This window comes from Parasynechococcus sp., from assembly GCF_045559935.1.
Classification (GTDB): Bacteria; Cyanobacteriota; Cyanobacteriia; order PCC-6307; family Cyanobiaceae; genus Parasynechococcus.
Genome location: NZ_JBJLJL010000008.1, coordinates 369,179 through 391,814, shown reverse-complemented (window position 1 = coordinate 391,814; position 22,636 = coordinate 369,179). Strand labels below are relative to the sequence as shown.

The 22,636-nt window shown below is 64.9% G+C and carries 21 protein-coding genes, 1 pseudogene and 1 riboswitch; of the genes and pseudogenes, 13 read left to right on the top strand and 9 right to left on the bottom strand.

What is annotated here, in order from left to right; all coding sequences use genetic code 11:
* Positions 1 to 23 precede the first annotated feature (23 nt).
* The 3 genes from rpaB to ACJ0G7_RS06575 are packed head-to-tail and all read left to right on the top strand — an operon-like array spanning position 24 to position 2,646.
* Positions 24 to 791 (top strand): response regulator transcription factor RpaB, encoded by a 768-nt coding sequence (gene rpaB / locus ACJ0G7_RS06585; protein ID WP_043694229.1) that lies wholly within the window; start codon positions 24 to 26, stop codon positions 789 to 791.
* A 56-nt stretch (positions 792 to 847) separates the two neighbouring features.
* The gene (gene lysS, locus ACJ0G7_RS06580; RefSeq protein WP_407395484.1) at positions 848 to 2,359 is read left to right on the top strand and encodes a lysine--tRNA ligase; all 1,512 of its coding nucleotides are present in this window, start codon (positions 848 to 850) and stop codon (positions 2,357 to 2,359) included.
* A 23-nt stretch (positions 2,360 to 2,382) separates the two neighbouring features.
* Positions 2,383 to 2,646: a hypothetical protein gene (locus ACJ0G7_RS06575; protein ID WP_006851112.1), complete on the top strand. Its 264-nt coding sequence runs from the start codon at positions 2,383 to 2,385 to the stop codon at positions 2,644 to 2,646.
* A gap of 4 nt (positions 2,647 to 2,650) precedes the next feature.
* Here the strand turns inward: ACJ0G7_RS06575 and ACJ0G7_RS06570 are convergent, their stop codons facing one another.
* From ACJ0G7_RS06570 to egtB, 4 genes are read right to left on the bottom strand one after another with little or no spacing between them, the layout of a single operon-like run.
* Complete coding sequence (locus tag ACJ0G7_RS06570) at positions 2,651 to 3,133, bottom strand: hercynine metabolism protein (RefSeq protein ID WP_407395483.1); 483 nt, start codon at positions 3,131 to 3,133, stop codon at positions 2,651 to 2,653.
* Complete coding sequence (locus tag ACJ0G7_RS06565) at positions 3,130 to 3,366, bottom strand: hercynine metabolism small protein (RefSeq protein ID WP_043694245.1); 237 nt, start codon at positions 3,364 to 3,366, stop codon at positions 3,130 to 3,132. Before ACJ0G7_RS06565 ends, ACJ0G7_RS06570 begins: the two co-directional genes overlap by 4 nt.
* Positions 3,367 to 3,386: 20 nt before the next feature.
* On the bottom strand, positions 3,387 to 4,340 hold the full coding sequence (gene egtD, locus ACJ0G7_RS06560) for an L-histidine N(alpha)-methyltransferase (protein WP_407395482.1): 954 nt from the start codon (positions 4,338 to 4,340) through the stop codon (positions 3,387 to 3,389).
* Positions 4,337 to 5,503: an ergothioneine biosynthesis protein EgtB gene (gene egtB, locus ACJ0G7_RS06555; protein WP_407395862.1), complete on the bottom strand. Its 1,167-nt coding sequence runs from the start codon at positions 5,501 to 5,503 to the stop codon at positions 4,337 to 4,339. Before egtB ends, egtD begins: the two co-directional genes overlap by 4 nt.
* Before the next feature lie 41 nt (positions 5,504 to 5,544).
* Between egtB and ACJ0G7_RS06550 the strand changes: the two genes are divergently transcribed.
* Positions 5,545 to 7,680: a protein kinase domain-containing protein gene (locus ACJ0G7_RS06550; protein WP_407395481.1), complete on the top strand. Its 2,136-nt coding sequence runs from the start codon at positions 5,545 to 5,547 to the stop codon at positions 7,678 to 7,680.
* Here the strand turns inward: ACJ0G7_RS06550 and smpB are convergent.
* Complete coding sequence (smpB, locus tag ACJ0G7_RS06545; RefSeq protein ID WP_043694254.1) at positions 7,677 to 8,177, bottom strand: SsrA-binding protein SmpB; 501 nt, start codon at positions 8,175 to 8,177, stop codon at positions 7,677 to 7,679. The two genes, ACJ0G7_RS06550 and smpB, sit on opposite strands and share 4 nt — an antisense overlap.
* Before the next feature lie 50 nt (positions 8,178 to 8,227).
* Here smpB and ruvB point away from each other — a divergent pair, with 50 nt between their 5' ends.
* The 6 genes and pseudogenes from ruvB to thiC all read left to right on the top strand — a co-directional run bounded on the left by ruvB (position 8,228) and on the right by thiC (position 13,625).
* Positions 8,228 to 9,274: a Holliday junction branch migration DNA helicase RuvB gene (gene ruvB, locus ACJ0G7_RS06540; RefSeq protein WP_043694257.1), complete on the top strand. Its 1,047-nt coding sequence runs from the start codon at positions 8,228 to 8,230 to the stop codon at positions 9,272 to 9,274.
* Positions 9,271 to 10,044 (top strand): tetratricopeptide repeat protein, encoded by a 774-nt coding sequence (locus tag ACJ0G7_RS06535; protein WP_407395480.1) that lies wholly within the window; start codon positions 9,271 to 9,273, stop codon positions 10,042 to 10,044. Before ruvB ends, ACJ0G7_RS06535 begins: the two co-directional genes overlap by 4 nt.
* Positions 10,041 to 11,210, top strand: coding sequence for an amidohydrolase (locus ACJ0G7_RS06530; protein WP_407395479.1), 1,170 nt, complete (start codon positions 10,041 to 10,043; stop codon positions 11,208 to 11,210). Before ACJ0G7_RS06535 ends, ACJ0G7_RS06530 begins: the two co-directional genes overlap by 4 nt.
* Entirely contained in the window at positions 11,207 to 11,425 is a 219-nt protein-coding gene (locus tag ACJ0G7_RS06525; RefSeq protein ID WP_407395478.1) for a DUF3188 domain-containing protein, read from the top strand. Before ACJ0G7_RS06530 ends, ACJ0G7_RS06525 begins: the two co-directional genes overlap by 4 nt.
* Positions 11,426 to 11,430: 5 nt before the next feature.
* Positions 11,431 to 12,045: a HEAT repeat domain-containing protein gene (locus tag ACJ0G7_RS06520; RefSeq protein WP_407395477.1), complete on the top strand. Its 615-nt coding sequence runs from the start codon at positions 11,431 to 11,433 to the stop codon at positions 12,043 to 12,045.
* 23 nt (positions 12,046 to 12,068) lie between these two features.
* Positions 12,069 to 12,176, top strand: a riboswitch (TPP riboswitch).
* 46 nt (positions 12,177 to 12,222) lie between these two features.
* Positions 12,223 to 13,625: pseudogene (gene thiC, locus ACJ0G7_RS06515) on the top strand (phosphomethylpyrimidine synthase ThiC).
* Positions 13,626 to 13,975: 350 nt separating this feature from the next.
* On the opposite strand, the gene tkt reads toward thiC, so the two are convergent.
* From tkt to acpP, 3 genes are all read right to left on the bottom strand, one after another.
* Positions 13,976 to 16,042, bottom strand: coding sequence for a transketolase (gene tkt, locus ACJ0G7_RS06510; RefSeq protein WP_407395476.1), 2,067 nt, complete (start codon positions 16,040 to 16,042; stop codon positions 13,976 to 13,978).
* Positions 16,043 to 16,106: 64 nt separating this feature from the next.
* Positions 16,107 to 17,354 (bottom strand): beta-ketoacyl-ACP synthase II, encoded by a 1,248-nt coding sequence (fabF, locus tag ACJ0G7_RS06505; protein ID WP_407395475.1) that lies wholly within the window; start codon positions 17,352 to 17,354, stop codon positions 16,107 to 16,109.
* An 8-nt stretch (positions 17,355 to 17,362) separates the two neighbouring features.
* Entirely contained in the window at positions 17,363 to 17,605 is a 243-nt protein-coding gene (acpP, locus tag ACJ0G7_RS06500; protein ID WP_007099572.1) for an acyl carrier protein, read from the bottom strand.
* A gap of 140 nt (positions 17,606 to 17,745) precedes the next feature.
* Between acpP and psaC the strand changes: the two genes are divergently transcribed.
* The 3 genes from psaC to ACJ0G7_RS06485 all read left to right on the top strand — a co-directional run bounded on the left by psaC (position 17,746) and on the right by ACJ0G7_RS06485 (position 21,134).
* The gene (gene psaC / locus ACJ0G7_RS06495; protein WP_006850103.1) at positions 17,746 to 17,991 is read left to right on the top strand and encodes a photosystem I iron-sulfur center protein PsaC; all 246 of its coding nucleotides are present in this window, start codon (positions 17,746 to 17,748) and stop codon (positions 17,989 to 17,991) included.
* 62 nt (positions 17,992 to 18,053) lie between these two features.
* Entirely contained in the window at positions 18,054 to 19,961 is a 1,908-nt protein-coding gene (gene glmS, locus ACJ0G7_RS06490) for a glutamine--fructose-6-phosphate transaminase (isomerizing) (RefSeq protein ID WP_407395474.1), read from the top strand.
* Positions 19,962 to 19,982: 21 nt separating this feature from the next.
* Positions 19,983 to 21,134: a magnesium and cobalt transport protein CorA gene (locus ACJ0G7_RS06485; RefSeq protein WP_407395473.1), complete on the top strand. Its 1,152-nt coding sequence runs from the start codon at positions 19,983 to 19,985 to the stop codon at positions 21,132 to 21,134.
* Here the strand turns inward: ACJ0G7_RS06485 and ACJ0G7_RS06480 are convergent.
* Positions 21,110 to 22,570 carry a mannose-1-phosphate guanylyltransferase/mannose-6-phosphate isomerase gene (locus ACJ0G7_RS06480; protein ID WP_407395472.1) on the bottom strand — a complete coding sequence of 487 codons (1,461 nt, stop codon included), beginning with the start codon at positions 22,568 to 22,570 and terminating at the stop codon, positions 21,110 to 21,112. The two genes, ACJ0G7_RS06485 and ACJ0G7_RS06480, sit on opposite strands and share 25 nt — an antisense overlap.
* Positions 22,571 to 22,636: the final 66 nt, after the last annotated feature.

Here is a 22,636-nt window from a genome sequence, read left to right as displayed (position 1 = left end):
CAAGTCGTTAACAGATGTAGCCAATGGCGGGCGGAGAGCCCTCGCAACCGAAGGCCACACTGCTTGTGGTCGACGACGAGGCAGCCGTCCGTCGCGTGCTGGTGATGCGTCTTCAGCTCGCCGGATACCGCGTCGTCTGTGCTGAAGATGGAGAACAGGCGTTAGAGCTGTTTCACCGTGAAGCACCGGATCTGGTGGTGCTTGATGTGATGCTCCCCAAGCTGGATGGCTTTGCTGTCTGTCGACGTCTGCGCGCTGAATCGTGCGTTCCGATCATTTTTCTCTCCGCGGTTGAGGCGATTTCGGAACGCGTTGCCGGCCTCGATCTGGGCGCTGACGATTACCTCCCGAAACCGTTCAGTCCGAAGGAGCTGGAGGCACGGATCGCCACCATTCTGCGACGGGTCGGTCGTGGTGCTGCCGTCGTTGAGACCCGCGAACTGCCGACCGGCCAGGGCATTCTGCGGGTCGGAGAGCTGGTGGTCGATACCAACCGTCGTCAGGTGACGCAGGGCGGTGAGCGTGTGAATCTCACCTACACGGAATTCAGCCTGCTCGAGTTGCTGTTCCGGGAGCCGGGCAGGATTGTGCCCAGGGCTGAAATCCTTGAGCAGCTGTGGGGCTACCCGCCGAGGCGATCAGCGGATCTTCGGGTGGTGGACGTGTATGTGGCGCGACTGCGGGGCAAACTCGAACCCGATCCCCGCAATCCTGAGCTGATCCTCACGGTTCGAGGAATCGGTTACGCCTCCCAGCGCCTCGGAGATCAGGGAGCCGTCGCCAGCGCCTGAGGCGGGACATCCAGCGACGCGGGCGGGCAGGATGGCGCCCGTCTGCCCCTGCCGTCGTGTCTGATCTGCGTGACACCCGCCTGGAGAAGGCGCAAGCCCTTCAGGAGCTGGATCAGGGACCCTATGCCCTGACCTTCGAACCCAGCCATCGGATGGCGGCTCTTCAGCAGGAGCACGCCGACCTGCCCAAGGGTGAGGAGCGGGATGTGACCGTGTCCGTTGCAGGACGGGTGATGACCCGCCGTGTGATGGGAAAGCTCGCCTTCTTCACCCTCGCCGATGAGACCGGAACCATTCAGCTGTTCCTTGAGAAGGCCTGCCTTGAGGCCCAGCAGGAGGGTTGGTTCAAGCAGATCACCTCGCTGGTGGATGCCGGCGACTGGCTGGGGGTGACCGGCATCCTGCGACGCACCGATCGCGGAGAACTGTCGGTGAAGGTGAGCGACTGGCGCATGCTCAGCAAGGCGCTGCAACCGCTGCCTGACAAGTGGCATGGCCTGGCGGATGTGGAAAAGCGCTATCGCCAGCGCTATCTGGATCTCGTGGTGTCCCCCCAGTCCCGGGAGACGTTCCGACGCCGTGCGCTGACGGTGAGCGGCATTCGCCGCTGGCTGGACGAGCGTCAGTTCCTCGAGATCGAGACGCCGGTGCTGCAGTCGGAGGCCGGGGGAGCGGATGCCCGCCCGTTCATCACCCATCACAACGCTCTGGATCTGCCGCTGTTCCTCCGGATTGCCACCGAGCTGCACCTGAAACGGCTGGTGGTGGGTGGGTTCGAGCGGGTGTACGAGCTGGGCCGCATCTTCCGGAACGAAGGGGTGAGCACCCGTCACAACCCCGAGTTCACGTCCGTGGAGGTGTATCAGGCGTACGCCGACTACATCACCATGATGGATCTCACCGAGTCGATGCTCGCGTCGGTCACCGAGCAGGTGTGTGGAGGCACCCGCCTCACGTATCAGGGCACGGACGTGGATCTGACGCCACCCTGGCGGCGCGCCACCATGCACGAGCTGGTGCAGGACGCCACCGGTCTGGACTTCACCGCCTTCAGCAGCCGTGATCAGGCCGCTGCCGCCATGGCCGAGGCGGGGCTAGAGGTGCCGGAGAAGGCAGACAGCATCGGCCGTCTGCTGAACGAGGCCTTCGAACAACGGGTGGAGACAACGCTGATCCAGCCCACGTTCGTGACCGACTACCCGATCGAGATCTCCCCGCTGGCCCGCAAGCACCGCAGCAAACCCGGCCTTGTGGAGCGCTTTGAGCTGTTCATCGTCGGGCGCGAGACCGCCAACGCCTTCAGCGAGTTGATCGATCCCGTCGATCAGCGTCAGCGGCTGGAAGCCCAGCAGGCCCGCAAGGCGGCCGGTGATCTGGAGGCGCAGGGGCTGGATGAGGATTTCGTCCAGGCTCTGGAGGTGGGAATGCCTCCCACAGGGGGCCTGGGCATCGGCATCGATCGGCTGGTGATGCTGCTCACCGACAGCCCGTCGATCCGTGATGTGATCGCCTTCCCGCTGCTCAGGCCCGAAGCGAAGGGGGATGGCCCCTCCACAGTGGATAATTAGGACAGTGGCATTGTCCAGATCCCATGAGTGGTGAGCGCGTAGGGTTTCGCTTCAAACACGCCGATGCGGTAGTCAAGCGCAACCCCCAGGGCCGTTCCCGCCGGGGTTGGGTGATGGAGCCGGTGGAGCAGACCACCAGCCGTGGCACGAAGATGCCGGCCTATCGGATCCGCTGGCGCGACAGTGAGCGCCCTGAGATCGTTCTGCAGCACATGCTGATCGCCGATCCTGATCCCACCCCTCCCCCCGAGGGCGTCAGTCTTGAACCTCCGGCACCGAAGGCCTGAGCTGTCAGTCGCTGAAGCCTGCGTCCCGGCGCATGCGCTGCAGCTCCTGTTCCGCTTCGAACAGAGCCCAGTCGCGGTCCAGATCCTTCCGGTTCGCTGACTCAGGCTGACGACTCAACGCGTTGAGCTGACCGTCCACTTCCTCGAAGCGGCGTCCGAGATTCTCGAGGTCACTCCAGAGGGTGCGTCCCTGGGTCATCAGCTCATCCATGTGCCGACGGGCCCGATCCGCCAGATCCGTCGCCCCGGCCTGGTCAGCCCGCTGAATCCGCTCCCGCCAGTCCCTCACCTGGTCGGCGAGTGCCAGCAGCTGCCGGCGCTGTTCCTCAGCGTCCTGCTGCAGTTGCAGTCGCTGCCGCTTCAGGGCTGAGGCCCGATCCTGCTGGTGCTGGTCCTGAAACAGCTGGTCCTGGACAGGGTTGTTGCGGAGAAACTCCGACAGACGCTGGTCGAGCTCACGTTCCAGCTGCTCCAACCAGGTGCTCATGGCTGGTCGGCGGGAGTGGTGATCAGGGGCTTCTCGATCTCCTTGAGCAACGGTTCGATGGCTCGCGTCTTGGAGTTCAGGATCATCTGCGTGAGCTGAGCCGCCTTCACCTCGCCGACATCGCCTTCCAGTTGCCCGAGGCGATCGAAGGCTCTCATGTAGAGCGCTTCGAGTTCGCTGATCAGCTGCTCGCGCTGGGACCGGATCGCTTCACGCCGTTCGTCCTGCTTCATAACGCTGCCGAGGTCACGGATCAGTCTGCCGGTTCCAGCCAGTGCAGCGACAGCGTGTCGTTCGGGTCATGCCAGCGCTGCCGGATCCGCCAGCCCGCTCTGGAGGCCAGTTCAGCGGCGGCCTCCGGGCTGTATTTCACGCTGTGTTCCGTGATCAAGGCTTCACCCTCGGCGAATGCCCAGCTCTGCTGCGCGAGCTGCACGGTCTGCTCGCAGCGGCTCACCAGTGCCATCTCGATGCGCTGATGCTGCGGCTGCCATCGGGCCCTGTAGTGAAACTGCTCGGGTCGGACGTTTCCGTTCAGCTCCCGGTTGAGCCGATGCAGCAGATTCCGGGCGAAGGCGGCTGAGACGCCGGCAGCATCGTTGTAGGCGGCTTCGAGCAGGCTGGGATCGCGGGGTTGGTCCAGCCCGAGCAGCAACGGACCACCGGCCAGCAGTCGCCGGAAGCGTTCCAGAACGGTGACGGCATCCTGCGGTTGGAAATTCCCCAGCGAGCTGCCCGGGAAAAAACCGATGCGTCGCGCTCCCTGCAAGCGGGGATGATGCGGCAGGGCGTCCAGAGTGCTGTGATCGCAGCAGATGCCAAGCATCGGGGTGTCCCGGTGCCCCTCCGCCAGCGCGCTGAGGGAGTCCTCCAGAGCCGTCCGGCTGATGTCCAGGGCGATGAAGGCAGGGGGGCGCAGCGCCGTCAGCAATGGATCCACCTTGCGGGCGTTGCCGATCCCGAATTCCACCACCACGCCCTCACCCACGGCTGAGGCGATCTCTGGCGCCCGCTGTTCGAGCAGGGTGATCTCCGTGCGGGTGAGGGTGTATTCCGGCTGTTCGCAGATCTCGGCGAACAGCCGTGATCCCTCGGCGTCGTAGAGCAGCCAGGCTGGCAGCTGTTTCGGCTGCTGGGCCAGGCCTGCCTGCACCAGCCGATGCAGGTCGGCTGGTGCAGGATGCAGATCAATCAGCTCGACACTCATCGGGCCAGGCGCACTCCCGACGCCATCCAGCGGCTGGCGGGAGGGAAGAAATTTCTGTAGGTGTCGCGGGCATGGCCTTGGGGCGTCAGCCAGCAGCTGCCCCGCAGCACGAACTGGGAACTCATGAATTTGCCGTTGTATTCCCCGATGGCGCCGTCCGGTGGTGTGAAGCCCGGGTAAGGGCGGTAGGGGCTGGCGGTCCACTGCCAGAGAGCGTCGTGAGCAGCGGCGATTCGCTCGCCGTGCTGCGTCACGGCCACTTCCCATTCCGCTTCAACCGGCAGACGGGCCCCGCTCCAACGGGCGAATGCATCGGCTTCAAACCAGCTCAGATGACGGACCGGTGCAGCGGGATCAAGCGGTTGGCGTCCGGCCAGGGTGAATTCGTCCTGCCATTCGGCCGCTTCCCCGCTGCCGCGCCAGTAACGCGGGGCCTGCCAGTTCAGTCGCTGCCGCAGCCCCCAGCCCTCACTCATCCACAGCTCCGGTCGCTCATACCCGCCGTCGGCGATAAACGCCCGGTAGTCGGCGTTGCTCACCAGCTGCGTCGCCAGCTCGAACGGTTCCAGCCACACCCGGTGTCGTGGCCCCTCGTTGTCGAAATGAAAGCCTGTGCCGCTGTGACCGATCTCCATCAGTCCCCCATCGCAGGTCAGCCAACCCGCGTCGCTCACCCGGAGGGTCAGATCCGCGTCCGCTGCGTAGGTCGGTTCCAGCGGCTGACGGCTGAATCCGTCCAGCAGGTCCATCAGCAGCAGCTCCTGATGCTGCTGTTCGTGATGCAGCCCCAGTTCAGCCACCGGATGCAGCTCCAGGCAGGAGCGGTCGAGCAGTTGTTCCAGTCCGAGATCGATCCGGCGGCGCCAGGCCAGCACCTCCCTGATGGTGGGTCTGCTCAGCAGCCCCCGTTGCGGCCGGGGATGCCGTTCCCCGACAGCCTCGTAATAGGAATTGAACTGATAGCTCCAGCGTGGATCGCAGGCGGTGTGGCCCGACAGATGCGGCTGCAGCAGGAAGGTGTCGAAGAACCAGGTGGTGTGGGCCAGATGCCATTTCGGAGGGCTGGCGTCCTCCATGCCCTGCAGAACCAGATCCTCCGGTTCCAGCGGTGAGATCAGGGCTTCGCTTCGACGCCGCACCTCCAGAAGGGTCTCGAGCAGCACGAGATAGGGATGCGCTGGCCCGGACCCTAAGAGAAGAGGCAATGTCAACGGCCGAACCGTCGGTACGATCAGCCAGCCCACTGAAGCAGCCTCGGCTTGTGAGCGAATCCAGCGCCTTGGGTGCCGGTACCGTCCTGGCGCAGCGTTACCGCCTGGAAGACCCCCTGAGCGAGGGCGATCCCATCCAGGGACGGTTGTGGCGTGCCCTGGACACCCTGGCCGGAGACACCCCCCTGGTGATCCGCCAGGTTCAGAGTTCCGAATCCCGCCAGCGGTTTCAGCAGATCTGGCCGCGGCTGCAGTCTCTGCTGCATCCCCAGCTGCCGCGCTGCGGTGAACTGCTGGAGTCTCACGGCAGCCTCTGGACGGTGCGGGACTGGCAGGAGGGCGAGGCCTACAGCCTGATCCTGAGCCAGCGCAGCGAGCGTCAGATGGTGTTCGGTGCAGGGGAGGTCCTGCTGCTGCTGCGTCAGACCCTGCCACTGCTGGCGGTGATCAACGGTCGCGGTCTGGTGCATGGGGATGTCAATCCCCGCAACCTGCTGCGACGTCACAGTGACGGTCTGCCGGTGCTGCTGGATTTCGGCCTGGTCCAGATCCGAGGAGAGGCTCCGCTGGCCGGTGCAACGCCGGGCTACGCCCCCCGTGCCCAGGGTCGTTCGGAACCCTGCGCGCCCTGGATGGATCTGCATGGCCTCGGGGTCACCGCGCTGGTGCTGCTCAGCGGCCGCACCCCTGAGAGCCTGATCGCCTCGGATGGAGGAGGTTGGTCATGGCCGGATCAGCTCGAGCTGGAGCCTGAGTTTCGAGCCGTGCTCGAGCGATTGCTGCTCGAAGACCCGGACAGGCGCTTTGCCGAAGCTGCCCAGGTGCTGGCCGCGCTCGAGCCGTTGCCGATGCCGGACAGCACCGGCCCCATCGCCCGAGCCGATCGGACCGTGGTGCTCGCTCCCCGGGCCGCGGGCCGTCCGGCTCCGGATCTGCCCTCGCTCAGGAGCCCGGCTGACCCTGTTCCCGCCGCGGATCCCACATCCATGCGCCGCAGTCGAGCCGAAGCACGGGAGCAGGGAGCAGAGGGAGGCCTCTGGCCGGTGGTTCTGGCCCTCGCTCTCTCCGCTCTCGCCGGCACAGCCATCGGCTGGTACGTGTTGACGCGGGGAGCCTCCCGGGACACGGCTCCCTCCACCAGTCGCGATGTGGTGGGCCGTTCCCAGGGCATGAGTCTGCCGCCGGCGGAGGTGGATGAACGCCAGAAGCTGCTCAGTCGTCTGCGGGCCTTGCAGGTTGACCGAACCTGGTTCCTCAAGCTGGTGGACAGCAGCCTGCTGGCTCGATTCCCGGAACGGGGCGGACGGCTGCCGTCCGATTCCCTGGAGGACGCCCCGCTGCGCCGCGTCTGGAATGATCTGGCGGAGGAGTGGCTCGCCCGCATCGAGCAGCTCCCGCCAGGGATGCGCTCCAGGCTTGGCCAGCTGAAGGAGACGGACTGGCGCAAGCAGCGGCAGCACCTGGTCAGTCAGGGTGTGAACGGCACGGTGGTGGAGCAGCTGGTCAGTGCCGGAGCCCGTGACCTGCTGCCCGGCGATATCCAGGGCCGCAGGCCTGAAGAGCCTTATCGCCAGCTCTGGTATGCCGCCGCGATCCAGAGCCTTTCGGAGGTGACGATCGAGAACGTCACGGCCAAACCAGGCACGGCCACCAATTTGTCGCTGCGGGTGCCATCGGGCGGCGCCCGACTGATCTCCGTGACTGTTCCAGCTGGCCATGATCTGGTGCTGGGCATCAACGGCACGCCGCTGATGCAGATGACCATCTTTGGAGCGCAGGGTCAGGTGGAGAAGCAGCGAGGCCCCCTGAGGGTGGTCACCCTGCCGGCGGCGGCCGGCTCACCCGTGCAGGTGCTGGTCACCAACGAAGGGGTGTCTGCGGGTCTGCTGACGCTCTCCTGCCGGGCCGATCGCGCCGAACGGCCCCCTCTTCCGGCCATCGATCCCAATCCGTTCCCGGATCCCGCCACAGGAGCGCCCAGCACGCCAGCGACCCCGAACCCCCAGCCGCAGCCTGGCCGTCCATCCTCCGTGCAGTCCGACGATCGCCCAACCCCGGAGGCACCGTCCTCTGCTCCCCGGCCCCCTGGCGCTCCCATGCAGGAGAACGACTTCAACCCGATGGATTAGAGCCGGGCGATCGCAGCCCGGACCTCCTTCTTGCTCTGCTTCTCCTTCTCGGCGGCGCGCTTGTCGTGCAGCTTGCGGCCCTTTCCGAGACCGATGGTGAGCTTGATCCAGGAGCCCTTCAGATGGATGTTGAGGGGCACCAGGGTCAGTCCTTTCTGATCGAGTTGGCCGCGCAGTTTGTCGATCTCGCGCCGGTGGGCCAGCAGCCGTCTGGTGCGCAATGGGTCGTGGTTGAAATAACTGCCCGCATGGCTGTGGGGCGAGATGTGCACGTTGTGCAGCTGCAGCTCTCCGTTGCGGATCAGGCAGAAGCCGTCCCGCAGATTGGCTTTGCCGGCACGGATCGATTTCACTTCCGTTCCGACCAGTTCGATGCCGGTCTCCAGGGTTTCCAGAATGTCGTATTGATGACGCGCCTGACGGTTGTCCGCCAGAAGTCGGTTGGCCGCTGCCCGTGCCGCTGCCGCCGCGGCTTTCTTGGTCCCGCCTTTCGCCATACCTGCGCCTCCGTCTCCCGACCCTATCCAGAGCTGGGTACCCTGCCTGCATGGCGATCGTCTCCTCCAATGCCGGCGGGCGGGCACCGCGTCGCGAGGCCATGCTCGATGCCAAGCCGCTGCCGGAGGAGGCTGCGGCAAAACCCGACGACGGTCTGCGGCCTCGCCGCCTGAACGATTACATCGGCCAGCCTGAGCTCAAGCAGGTGCTGGGGATTGCGGTGCAGGCGGCCATGGGCCGCGGCGAAGCCCTGGATCACGTTCTGCTGTACGGCCCGCCTGGCCTCGGCAAAACCACCATGGCGCTGGTGCTGGCGGAGGAGCTCGGCGTCAGCTGCCGGATCACCAGTGCTCCCGCACTGGAACGCCCCCGCGACATCGTCGGGCTGCTGGTGAATCTGCAGCCGCGGGAGCTCCTGTTCATCGATGAGATCCACCGGCTGACCCGTGTGGCGGAGGAGCTGCTCTATCCGGCGATGGAAGACCGTCGTCTGGATCTCACGGTCGGCAAGGGAAGCACGGCACGCACCCGCTCCCTTGATCTGCCTCCGTTCACCCTGGTGGGGGCCACCACCCGTGCCGGATCGCTCAGCTCACCGCTGCGGGACCGCTTCGGCCTGATTCAGCGCCTGGAGTTTTATGGCCAGGAGGATCTCGAAGCGATCGTGGCGCGCACGGCCGGTCTGCTCGGCGTGAACCTCACCCCACAGGCCTGTGCCCGCATCGCCGGCAGCTGTCGCGGTACCCCGCGCATCGCCAACCGCCTGCTGCGCCGGGTCCGCGACGTGGCCACGGTTCAGGGTGCCGGCGAAGCCGTGGATGAGCCGCTGGTCCGTCAGGCTCTCAGCCTGCACCGGGTGGATGACCGCGGACTGGATGCCAGCGACCGCCGGCTTCTCTCCCTGCTGCTGGATCATCACGACGGCGGGCCCGTCGGTCTGGAGACACTCGCGGCGGCTCTCGGCGAGGATCCCGCGACGCTGGAGGCCGTGATCGAGCCCTACCTCCTGCAGCAGGGTCTGCTGCTGCGCACCCCCCGTGGTCGCATGGTCACCGATGCCGCTCGCCGGCACCTGGGATCTGTGGAGGCTGCATGAAGGCGTTGCTGACGCTGGCGGTGCTGAGCCTGCTGCTGTTCGGTGCGTTCCCGGCCGTGGCTCTCGAGGGGGAGGTGCTCTACGGGCAGGCTCTGAGCGCCAGCCGTGAGGGGGATTTCGTGCGGGCGCTGCCGCTTTGGAACAGCGTTCTCGAGGTTCTGCCGGAGGATCCCGCCGCCCTCAGCAACCGCGGCAATGTGCGCCTGGCCCTCGGTGATGCCACCGGTGCCATCGACGATCAGAGTCGTGCCATCGCCCTGGCCCCTGAGGAAGCCGATCCCCATCTGAATCGGGGCACCGCCGAGGAAGCCCTGCAGGACTGGTCTGCGGCGGCGGCGGATTACCTCTGGATTCTGGATCGCGATCCCATGGAGGCCTCCGCTCTCTACAACCTGGGCAATGTGCGTGGCTCCGAAGGGGACTGGGCCGAAGCCCGTTCGCTCTACGGGCGTGCGTCAGAGGCCAGGCCGGGATTCGCCATGGCCCGTTCCAGTGAGGCACTGGCGGCCTGGCAGGAGGGTGACCAGGTCTGGGCCGAGGCGGAGCTGCGCAAATTGATCCGGCGCTATCCGCTGTTCGCCGATGCCCGTGCTGCCCTCAGCGCTCTGCTGTGGCAGCGCGGAGCGTCCGGTGAAGCGGAGAGCCACTGGGCCGCCGCCTCCGGGCTTGACAATCGCTACCGGGATGGCGAGTGGCTGTTGCAGATCCGGCGCTGGCCCCCTGTGCCCACAGCGGATCTGATGGCTTTCCTGGCGCTTGACAGCCGATGACCGTGCTCGATCTGCTGCCCGAGGCGCTTCCCGAGTTGATCGAGCTGCGGCGTCATCTGCATGCCCATCCGGAACTGAGCGGTGAAGAGCACCAGACCGCTGCTCTGGTGGCTGGTGAACTGAGGCGCGCCGGCTGGCGTGTGCGTGAAGGGGTCGGCCGCACGGGTGTGCTTGCGGAACTGGGTCCGGACCATGGCCCCACCGTTGGGCTGCGCGTTGACATGGATGCTCTGCCGGTGGAGGAACGCACCGGGCTGCCCCATGCCTCCCGGCGTCAGGGGGTGATGCATGCCTGCGGGCACGATCTGCACACCTGCATCGGTCTTGGGGTGGCCCGTCTGCTGGCGGCCGACGACGGGCTGGCCACCCGGGTGCGCCTGCTGTTCCAGCCTGCCGAAGAACTCGCCCAGGGGGCGGTCTGGATGCGTGATGCCGGAGCGGTGGAGGGGCTGGATGCTCTGTTCGGTGTGCATGTCGTGCCCAACCTGCCGGCCGGATCGGTCGGCATCCGCAGCGGCTGCCTGACGGCGGCTGCCGGGGAGCTGGAGATCACGGTGCACGGGGAGGGGGGCCATGGCGCCCGTCCCCATGAGGCGGTGGATGCGATCTGGATCGCGGCCAGGGTGGTGACGGAGCTGCAGCAGACGATCGCTCGCCGATTGGATGCACTGCAGCCGGTGGTGATCAGTTTTGGACGGATTGAGGGCGGCCGGGCGTTCAATGTGATCACGGATCGCGTGCGGCTGCTGGGAACCGTCCGTTGTCTGGATCTGGCACTGCATGAGCGGTTGCCGGGCTGGATCGAAGAGACGGTTCAGGGCATCTGCCGAGCCGCCGGGGGAGATGCGGATGTGCGGTACCGGTGCATTGCGCCGCCGGTGCACAACGATCCGGAACTCACCGCTCTGATGGAGCGCTGCGCCGTGGAACGGCTGGGATGCTCAAGGGTTGTGGCCGTGGAGCAACCCTCCCTGGGGGCCGAGGATTTCGCTGAACTGCTGCGGGATGTGCCGGGCACCATGCTTCGGCTCGGGGTGGCTGGATCGCAGGGTTGTGCACCCCTGCATCACTGTCGCTTTGATCCAGACGAGGCCTCTCTGCCGGTTGGCATCGAGGTGCTCACGGCAACGTTGCAGGCCTGGATGCTGGAGCGTCAGACGCCATGAGGAAACTGATGCCTGTGCTGATGTCCTTCGGGGCGCCGCTGCTGATCGCTGTGGCAGTGGTGGCGATGCAGCAGCGGCAGGGGACCGACCGATCCCACGCCCTGCCGGCGCTGCTGGTCGGATCCTGGCTGATCGTCAGCAGTGCCGCCGGTCGCCGTCGTCGGCGCGCCAGGCTGCTGTCAGCTCTGCGCACCAGCCGGGCTGAAACCGACTGATTCCGATGACGTCCGCTCCCGACGACCAGCGCCCCGATCTTCCCGCCCTGCAGGACGCCATCTCCAGTGGTGATCCGGTGCGGGCGATGCCGGCCCTGACCCAGCTGCGGTTCTGCAGCGATGAGGAGGCGGTGCCGTTGCTGGTGCTGGGTACGGAACAGAAACCGTTCCTGGTGCGTTCCCTCAGTTGCAGCGGCCTCGGCTACAAGCGCACGGAGCAGGGCTGGCAGGTGCTGAGCCGCCTGTTGGTGGACGACGAGGATTCGAACGTGCGGGCGGAAGCGGCCAATGCCCTGGCCAGTTATGGCGTGGAGCGGTCCTGGCCTCTGCTGCGCTCCGCCTTTGAAGCGGATGACGCCTGGTTGGTGCGTTGCAGCATCCTTTCGGCGCTGGCGGAACAACCGGAGATCGATCTGAACTGGCTGCTGGAACTGGCAACGATGGCGATCAGGGATGCCGATGGCACCGTGCGGGTCAGCGGGGCTGAAATCCTCGGCCGTGTCGTTCGGGATGGCGCTGATCAGCCCTTGGGTGATCAGGCCCGCACCCTGCTTCAACCCCTCCAGCAGGATGTTGATCACCGGGTGGTGGCCTCGGCGCTGAATGGGTTGCAGTCCTGACTGCTTCGCTCTTGCTAGCTTTCAAAGACCACTAGGGGTGCCCGGTCGTTCCTGAACGATCCCGGGCTGAGATCACACCCTCCGAACCTGAACCGGGTCATGCCGGCGAAGGGAAGTGTCCAGCGTGATCGCACCGGCCTGAGCCAACCCCTGGGTTTTCCCTCGCACGATCGACTCATGCGCGCTTCCTGGGTGTCTCCCCGTCAGGGCCAGGCCAATGTTTCGCAGATGCATTACGCCCGCCAGGGGGTGATCACCGAGGAGATGGCCCATGTGGCGAAGCGGGAGAACCTGCCGGAATCGCTGATCATGGAAGAGGTGGCCCGGGGCCGCATGATCATCCCCGCGAATATCAATCACACGAACCTGGAGCCGATGGCGATCGGCATCGCCAGCAAGTGCAAGGTGAACGCCAACATCGGTGCCTCACCCAATGCCTCGGACGCAGCCGAGGAAGTGAACAAGCTGAAGCTGGCGGTGAAGTACGGCGCCGACACGGTGATGGATCTCTCCACCGGTGGCGTGAACCTCGATGAGGTGCGCACCGCGATCATCAACGCTTCGCCGGTTCCGATTGGCACGGTGCCCGTGTATCAGGCTCTCGAGAGCGTCCATGGCTCGATCGAAAAGCTGGATGAAGACGACTTCCTGCACATCATCGAGAAGCACTGCCAGCAGGGTGTCGACTACCAGACCATCCACGCGGGCTTGCTGATTGAGCACCTGCCCAAGGTGAAGGGTCGCATCACCGGCATCGTGAGCCGCGGTGGCGGCATCCTGGCTCAGTGGATGCTGTATCACCATCGCCAGAACCCGCTGTACACGCGCTTCGACGACATCTGTGAGATCTTCAAGCGCTACGACTGCACCTTCTCGCTGGGCGATTCGTTACGGCCGGGTTGTCAGCACGATGCCTCCGATGCAGCGCAGTTGGCTGAGCTGCACACTCTGGGTGAACTGACACGCCGGGCCTGGAAGCACGATGTGCAGGTGATGGTGGAGGGCCCTGGCCATGTGCCCCTCGACCAGATCGAGTTCAACGTGAAAAAGCAGATGGAGGAGTGCAATGAGGCACCCTTCTATGTGCTTGGTCCTCTGGTCACGGATATCGCCCCGGGTTACGACCACATCACCTCAGCCATCGGTGCGGCGATGGCCGGTTGGCATGGCACGGCGATGCTCTGCTACGTGACCCCGAAGGAGCATCTCGGCCTGCCCAATGCTGAAGACGTGCGCGAGGGATTGATCGCCTACAAGATTGCTGCTCATGCGGCAGATATCGCTCGCCATCGCCCGGGTGCCCGTGATCGTGATGATGAACTCAGCCGGGCTCGTTACAACTTCGACTGGAACAAGCAGTTTGAGCTGTCCTTGATCCTGAACGGGCCAAGGAATACCACGACGAAACGTTGCCAGCTGATATCTATAAGCAGGCCGAATTCTGTTCCATGTGTGGGCCGAAGCATTGCCCGATGCAGACAAAGATTACGGATGAAGATATCGAGGGATTGCAGAAAGTCCTCGAGTCACGAGGTGCTGCTGAAGCTGTGCCTTTGAAGCTCAACAAACTTGACTCGTGATTGAAAGTTGTTTTGAGTTTGTTTCGAATGATGGGTTGTCATGTGCCTGTTAATCGCCGGGTCGATTTCGATATTTTGAAATAATATTGTTTCTTGTTCTGTAATATTTTTAAATTAAAGGTCTTTTTAGCAGTCTATGCCGCTTTTCTTGATTCGGATTCGGCTCTCTTGTGTCACAGTAACTGCGTTAAAATTTTAAATCGATAGAAGGTTTGAATCAAAAAAATTCTTCTCTCTGCAGGGATTGAAACCGTCGGGGTATGGGCGGGTGTTTGGTGAGCACGCTTGGCACAACTTGTTGGATCGATCGGTCTGATTGCAAGGCTCACAAGCCAAATAAAAAGCCCTCGTTAAAACGAGGGCTGCCCGATGGAGTTGTTGTTGAAGGGTTTGAAACCCCTCAATCTCAGCTCAGCAGTGCATTGGCCTTGGCTCACAACGTTGTCCACGGTGAACCCGAACTCCTTCAGGCAGGTTCCACCCGGAGCTGAAGCGCCGAAGCGGTTCATGGTCACGCTGTCGCCATCGAGGCCGATGAAACGGTGCCAGCCGAAGGATTCAGCGGCTTCCACCACCATGCGCTTGCGCACGGCGTTGGGCAGCACCTCTTCCTTGTAGGCGTCGCTCTGCTCGTCGAACAGTTCCACGCAGGGCATCGACACCACGCGCACCTTGCTGCCTGCTTCGCTGAGCTGTTTGGCGGCCTGCACGCAGAGGTCGAGCTCAGTGCCGGTGCCGATCAGGATCAGGTCGGGGGTGCCGTCGCAGTCTTCCAGGATGTAGCCACCCAGAGCGACCTTCTCGATCGAGGAGTTCGCCTGGTTGGCCATGCCCTGGCGGCTCAGACACAGTGCACTGGGGCGCTTGCGGTTTTCGATGGCCAGCTTGTAGGCACCGCTGGTTTCGTTCGCATCACCGGGGCGGAACACCAGCATCCCGGGCATGGCGCGCAGGGAGGGGATGGTCTCGATCGGCTGGTGGGTGGGGCCGTCTTCGCCGACGCCGATGGAGTCGTGGGTGAGCACGTAGATCACACCCAGCTCACTCAGGGCCGACAGGCGCATGGAGCCGCGCATGTAGTCGGCGAACACCAGGAAGGTGCCGCCGTAAGGGATCAGGCCACTGTCGTGATAAGCGATGCCGTTGAGGATGGCCGCCATGGCGTGCTCGCGCACCCCGAAGTGCAGATAGCGCTTCTCAGGGGTTTCCGGCTGGTAGGAGCCGGTTTCGCCCTTGATGTCGGTGTAGTTGGAGTGGGTGAGGTCGGCGGAGCCGCCGATCAGTTCGGGCAGGTTGGGGCCCAGGGCACCCAGGCAGATCTGGGAGTGCTTGCGGGTGGCCAGTCCCTTCTCTTCGGGGCCGGCGGTGGGCAGATCCTTGTCCCAACCCTCGGGCAGTTCGCCGCGCAGCATCCGCTCGAATTCAGCGGCTTCGCTGGGGTACTTGGTGCGGTACGCCGCCAGGGACTGGTTCCACTCGGCTTCGAGGCTGGCGCCACGGTCGATGGCCTGGCGGTACTGGTCGTAGGCCTCCTGGGGCACCTCGAAGGGGCCGTAGTTCCAGCCCAGCTGCTTGCGGGTGAGCTCAGCCTCTTCCTCGCCCAGCGGTGCGCCGTGCACACCGGCGGTGTCGCCCTTGTTGGGGGAGCCGTAGCCGATGGTGGTGGTCACCTTGATGATCGAAGGCTTGTCGGTGACGGCCTTGGCGGCCTCGATCGCCTTGGCGATGGCATCCACATCGGTGTTGCCGTCCGCCACATGCTGCACGTGCCAGCCGTAGGCCTCGTAGCGCTTCAGCACGTCCTCGGTGAAGGACACATCGGTGCGGCCGTCGATGGTGATGTGGTTGTCGTCGTAGAGGGCGATCAGCTTGCCCAGCTTCAGGTGGCCGGCCAGGGAGCAGGCCTCCGAAGCGATGCCCTCCTGGTTGCAGCCATCACCCATCACCACGTAGGTGTAGTGATCCACGATCTCGGCGTCAGCCTTGTTGAACTTGGCGGCCAGATGGGATTCGGCGATCGCCAGACCCACAGCGTTGGAGATGCCGGCACCCAGGGGACCGGTGGTCACCTCAACGCCGGGGGTCTCGAAGGTCTCGGGATGGCCCGGGGTTTTCGACCCCCACTGGCGGAACTGCTTGATGTCCTCGATGGTGACCGAGTCGTAGCCGGTGAGGTGCAGCAGCGCGTAGATCAGCATGCAGCCGTGGCCGGCGGACAGCACGAAGCGGTCGCGGTTGAACCACTTGGGGTTCTTGGGGTTGTGCTTGAGGAACTTGTCCCACAGGGTGTAGCCCATCGGGGCGCAACCCATGGGCAGGCCGGGGTGCCCGCTCTTGGACTTGTTGACCGCATCAACCGCCAGGAAGCGGATGCTGTTGATGCAGAGCGTGTCGAGAGAAGCGGGAGCAGCGACCATGGTGAGTAGGGGGGAGTGCGTAAGAAATGCGTATGAGTTTGACCGATGACGTCGATGTCGCCGGTTACCTCATCTGTCGGATGGCCAGGCAGACGTTGTGGCCGCCGAAACCGAAGGAGTTGGACAGCACCGTGCCCAGTGTCTGATCCCGGGCGGTGTTGGGCACGACATCCAGATCACAGTCGGGATCTGGATTGCTGTGGTTGATCGTGGGGGGAACCACCCCCCGGCGCAGGGCCAGAACGCAGGCCACCGCTTCGATGCCGCCGGAGCCACCCAGCAGGTGGCCGGTCATCGATTTGGTGGAGCTCACAGGGATCTGCAGGGCCCGATCCCCGAGGGCGCTCTTGATCGCGGCGGTTTCGTTTTTGTCGTTCGCCGGGGTGCTCGTGCCGTGAGCGTTGACGTAATCCACGTCGGCGGGATCGATGCCGCCATCCATGAGGGCAAGACGCATCGCTTCGGCACCCCCCACGCCACCCGGGCTGGGAGAGGTGATGTGGTGGGCGTCGCAGGTCATGCCGTAGCCGACGATTTCCGCCAGCACCGTGGCGCCGCGCGCTTCCGCGTGGGCCAGGGTCTCCAGCACCAGAACACCGGCCCCCTCGCCGATCACGAAGCCATCCCGTTCGGCATCGAAGGGACGACTGGCGGTGGCGGGGTCGTCGTTGCGGAAGGACAGCGCCTTGGCACTGGCGAACCCGGCAACCCCGAGGGGGGTGATCGCCGACTCCGCTCCTCCGCAGACCATGGCGTCCGCCTTGCCCAGCTGCAGCAGCCGGAAGGCATCACCGATGGCATTGGAACCAGCAGCACAGGCGGTTGCCACCGCTGAGCTGGGTCCCTTCGTGCCGAGGGCGATCGCCGCCAGGCCCGTCGCCATGTTGGGAATCATCATCGGCACCGTGAACGGGCTCACCCGTCCCGGTCCCTTGCCTTCCAGCACGTGGGCCTGCGTCTCCATCGTCAGCAGACCGCCGACGCCGGAGCCGATGATCACGCCGATGCGGTCAGCGTTGGCGTCGGTGATTTCGAGGCCTGCATCAGCAAGGGCCTGCTTGGACGCCACCACGCCGAATTTGCAGAAGCGATCCCAGCGCTTGGCTTCCTTCGGTTCGATCAGCCCCGTCGGGTCGAACGCCTTCACCTCCGCCGCAAAGCGACAGGCGTGAGCTGACGCGTCGAAGAGCGTGATGGGGGCGACCCCGTTGCGACCTCCTGTGAGGCCGCTCCAGTACTCCTCAACCGTGTTGCCGATCGGTGTGACCGCGCCGAGACCGGTGACCACGACGCGATGGAGACCCTCCACCATGCCGCTCCTCAGGCCTGCTTGTCTTCGATGTACTTGACGGCGTCACCAACGGTGGTGATGCCCTCGGCGGCTTCATCGGGGATTTCGATATCGAAGGCCTCTTCAAGGGCCATCACGAGCTCCACGGTGTCCAGCGAGTCGGCGCCGAGGTCGTTCTGAAAGTTGGATTCCGGCTTCACTTCGCCGGCATCGACGCTGAGTTGCTCCGCAACGATCGAACGCACTTTCTCGAGGATCGCTTCCTGGGACATGGGCCGTGGCAACGGGACGCTGCATCCTACGGGCACGCCTCTGGGGCGCCTGAGCCGGGCGTTAACAACGGTGACGGCCCAGCTCTGGGAGGGTGTCTTGGCGGGTACGTTTGGCGCCAAGCCTTCCATCAGCACCGGGCATGTCCCACGCCGTCAAGATCTACGACACCTGCATCGGCTGCACCCAGTGCGTGCGTGCCTGCCCTCTCGATGTGCTCGAGATGGTGCCCTGGGACGGGTGCAAGGCCGGTCAGATCGCCTCTTCGCCGCGCACCGAGGACTGCGTCGGCTGCAAGCGCTGTGAAACCGCCTGCCCCACCGACTTCCTCAGCATCCGCGTCTACCTGGGCGATGAGACCACCCGCAGCATGGGTCTGGCGTACTGATCGTCCCAACCTCCCTCTGAAAACCCCATAAGCTCTGCCCGGCCACAGCCGGGCTTTTTTGTATGTGCGGAATCGTTGCGCTGGTCGGTTCCCGTGAGGCGGCCCCACTGTTGCTGGAGGGCCTGCGCCAGCTCGAATACAGGGGGTATGACTCCGCCGGCATCGCCACGGTCGACTCCAGTTCCCTGGATTCAGGCAGCGGCGTGCTGCACTGCCTGCGAGCCAAGGGAAAGCTCGTCAATCTCACGGCTCGTTTCGACGAGCAGGGGGCTCCAGGACAGTGCGGCATCGGCCACACCCGCTGGGCCACCCATGGCAAGCCGGAAGAGCGCAACGCCCATCCCCACCGTTGCTGCGATGGCGGTGTGGCGGTGGTGCAGAACGGCATCATCGAAAACCATCGCAGCCTGCGCGATGAGCTGCAGGCAAACGGGGTGGTCTTCCAGTCGGAGACCGACACCGAAGTCATTCCTCATCTGGTGGCTGCCGAGCTGAAGCGGCTCCAGGCGGGTGGTGGTCAGGCCGGAGGCCCCCTGCTGCTGCAGGCGGTGCAGGCGGTTCTGCCTCAGCTGCAGGGGGCCTATGCCCTGGCGGTGATCTGGCAGGACGCTCCCGGAGCTCTCGTGGTGGCCCGGCGCGCCGCGCCCTTGCTGATCGGTCTGGGGGAGGGGGAGTTTCTCTGTGCCAGCGACACGCCGGCCCTGGCCGGTTTCACCCGCACGATCCTGCCGATGCAGGACGGCGAGGTGGCCTTGCTGTCCCCTCTCGGGGTGGAGCTCTACGACGCCGAGGGGCAGCGGCAGCAGCGCATGCCTTCGGTTCTGTCCGGCACGGATCATGTGGCCGACAAGCGCCACTTCCGCCACTACATGCTCAAGGAGATCCATGAGCAGCCGGAGACGGCAGAGCTCTGGGTGGCCCGTCATCTGCCGCAAGGCCTGGCACCGGAGACGCCTGTGGCGCTTCCCTTCGACGATGCCTTCTATGCCGGCCTCGAGCGTATTCAGATCCTCGCCTGCGGCACCAGTCGCCATGCCGCGCTCGTGGGGGCTTATCTGCTGGAGCAGTACGCCGGGATTCCCACGGCGGTCCATTACGCCAGTGAATTCCGCTATGCACCGCCTCCGCTGGCTCCGCACACCCTCACGATCGGTGTGACCCAGTCCGGCGAGACCGCCGACACCCTGGCGGCTCTGGCCATGGAGGCGGAACGGCGGACGGCTCACGGTGACCCGGCTTTCGCACCGCGACAGCTGGGTGTGACCAACAGGCCGGAAAGTTCCCTCTCCCGTCAGGTGCCCCACATCCTCGACATCGGTGCCGGCATCGAGGTGGGTGTCGCCGCCACCAAGACCTTCCTCGGACAGCTGCTCGCCTTCTATGGCCTGGCGATGGCTTTTGCGGCCCAGCGCGGCAGCCGTTCGCCGGATGAGATCAAGGCCATGGCCGACGCGCTGCGCCAGCTGCCCCAGCAGCTGCAGGAGCTTGTGGAGCTCCATGATCGCCAGTCCGAAGCCCTCGCCCATCGGTTTGCTGAAACCCAGGACGTGATCTTTCTGGGCCGGGGCATCAACTACCCGATTGCCCTCGAAGGCGCGTTGAAGCTCAAGGAGATCAGCTACATCCATGCCGAGGGCTACCCGGCCGGGGAGATGAAGCATGGTCCGATCGCCCTGCTGGATGCCCATGTCCCCGTGGTCTCCATCGCCGTTCCGGGTGCCGTCTTCGAGAAGGTGCTCAGCAACGCTCAGGAGGCCAAGGCCCGCGACGCGCAGCTGATCGGCGTGGCTCCGCAGGGTCCGGACACGGACCTCTTCGATGAGCTGCTTCCGGTCCCGGAGGTGAGCGAGTGGATCAGCCCCCTGCTCACGGTGGTTCCGATGCAGCTGCTGAGTTATCACATCGCTGCCCATCGCGGACTGGATGTGGATCAACCCCGCAATCTGGCTAAGAGTGTGACGGTGGAGTGATGCGATCCGATGGCTGGCGGCATGTCGGTGGAGCTGAATCGAAGCCTCCACGGTCGCCAGGTCCGGCGCAGCAGTGATGCCGTTCGCCCGAGGCGCCTCAGCGAGCGTCCAGGGGATCTGCCTGGGCCCCTGTTCGTCCATGGCGGCATCGCCCCCACCGTGCTCTCGGCGCTGCGCTTCGATCCCGAGGCCGTTTCCACCCATCAGCACCTCACACCTGATCAGCTGAGTGGCCTGGTGGACCAGGGCGTTCCCCTCTGGGTTCGCATCAAGGGGCTCGGAGATCCTCTCCTGCTGGCGGAGGTGCTCAGGATTCTGCAGATTCCCGATGATCTGCATCCCGTGCTGCTCGAGACACCGCAGCGCACCCGAGTCGATGCCCTGGGCGAGTGTCTTCAGGTGGTGACCCATCGCCTCCACATGGGCGCGAATGGTCGGGTCATCAGCGAACAGGTGGGGGTGGTGCTGCTGCCGAATCTTGTGCTGTCCGTCGAGGAGGTCCCCCGGCCGGTCTCCTTCCCGGAACTCACGCAGTGGCTGGAGCAGCTGCCGGAGTCGCCGGCCCGCGGTCATCTGGACGACATCTTCTTCTTTCTGCTGGATGAGGTGCTCGATGACGTGCTGCCTCTTCTGGAAACGCTGGCGGACCACCTGGACGATCTTGAGGAAGCATCACTCCGGCGACCGTCGCCGCGGGTGCTGCAGAGGGCCTATGCCATCCGCGCCACGCTGCGCCGCATCCGCACCATCATCTGGCCGTTGCGCAGTCAGCTGATCGTGCTGATCCGTCAGGGGAAACGCCTGCTGGATCGTGAGGCTCTGCGCGGGTTCCGGGAGGTGAACACCCACGTGGATGTGCTGTTCGAAACCACCGAACTGCTGCGGCATCAGTGCGACGGTGTGACCACCAGCTACATGGCCAGCATCAGCAACCGCATGAATCAGGTGATGAAGGTGCTCACGATCATTTCGAGCATCTTCGTGCCACTCACCTTCATCGCCGGGGTCTACGGCATGAACTTCAACCCGGAGTCATCCCCCTGGAACATGCCGGAGCTGGATGCCCGCTACGGCTACCCGATCTGCCTGGCGGTGATGTTCGGCCTGTCGGTGGTTCAGATCAGCTGGTTCTGGAAACGCGGCTGGTTTCAGGACTGGACCGGGATGCGCTGATCGCTGCGGCCGTAGCGGTCTTCGAAGCGAACGATGTCGTCCTCTCCGAGATAGGTGCCGCTCTGAACCTCGATCAGCTCCACAGGGATCTTGCCTGGGTTGGAGAGGCGATGACGGCACCCCAGGGGGATGTAGGTGCTCTGGTTCTCACCGAGCAGTTGCTGCTCGCCGTCGCGTTCCACCACGGCGGTGCCGCGAACCACCACCCAGTGTTCGGCGCGGTGGTGGTGCATCTGCAGCGACAGGCTGGCCCCCGGTTTCACCGAGATGCGCTTCACCTGCCAGCGGCTGCTCTCCACCACGGAGGTGTAGTGGCCCCAGGGGCGGTAGATCTTGCGGTGGGCTTTCCCTTCCGGGCTGCCATCGGTCTCCAGCTGTTTCACCACCTTCTTGATCTCCTGTGCCCTGGCGCGGTCGGCGATCAGCACAGCGTCATCGGTCTCCACCACCACCAGGTTCTCGACGCCCAGACCCACCACCAGTCGGTGCTCGCTGCGCAGGTAGCAGTTGCGGCTGCCTTCGCTGATCACCCGGCCCTGCAGCACGTTGCCATTCCCATCCCGGTCCGAGGTTTCCCACAGAGCACTCCAGCTGCCCACATCACTCCAGCCGGCATCGAGCGGAAGCACCGTCCCAAGTTCGGTTTTTTCCATCACCGCCACATCAATGGCGATGTTCGGACACTTCGCGAAGGCTTCTCGCTCGAGCCGCAGAAAGTCCAGATCTGCTGTGTCCTGCTCGAGGGCTGCCCGGCAGCAGCTCACCACCTCCGGTGACAGGCGTTCCAGCTCCGCCAGCATCGCGCTGGCCCGGAACAGGAACATGCCGCTGTTCCAGGTGAAGCGTCCCGTGCTGAGAAAGGTTTCCGCCGTGGCCCGGTCGGGTTTCTCCACGAAGCGGGCGATCGGCACATCCTGAAGCGGGCCGCCGGAGAAGGGCTGGGCGGCTTCGATGTAGCCATAACCCGTTTCCGGTGCCGTCGGCACGATGCCGAAGGTCACCAGTCGTCCTTCCTCCGCCGGTCGCCGGCCGGCTTCCACCACTGCACGGAAGTGGCTGGCATCGCGGATCACGTGATCCGCGGCCAGCACCAGCAGCAACGGATCCGCGCCATCCGCCGTCGCCTGCAGGGCCGCCACGGTCACCGCCGGGGCCGTGTTCCGTCCCATCGGCTCCAGCAGGATCGCGTTCGGTTCCACATCGATCTGGCGCATCTGTTCGGCCACGATGAACCGGTGGTCTTCGTTGCAGATCAGCAGCGGCGATCCGAGGCCGTCGAGGCCATTCAGTCGTTGCTGGGTCTGCTGCAGCAGGGTCGACTCACCATCGCCGCTGAGAGCCCAGTACTGCTTCGGGTAGCTGGCGCGCGACAGCGGCCAGAGACGGGTCCCGGTTCCGCCACAGAGGATGACGGGGATCAGTGGGGTGGCAGCCAAGACATCCGCTCATCGAGGGCTCAAGGATCGCCTGATGGCAGGTGCTTTGTCGACTGGCAGGACGGG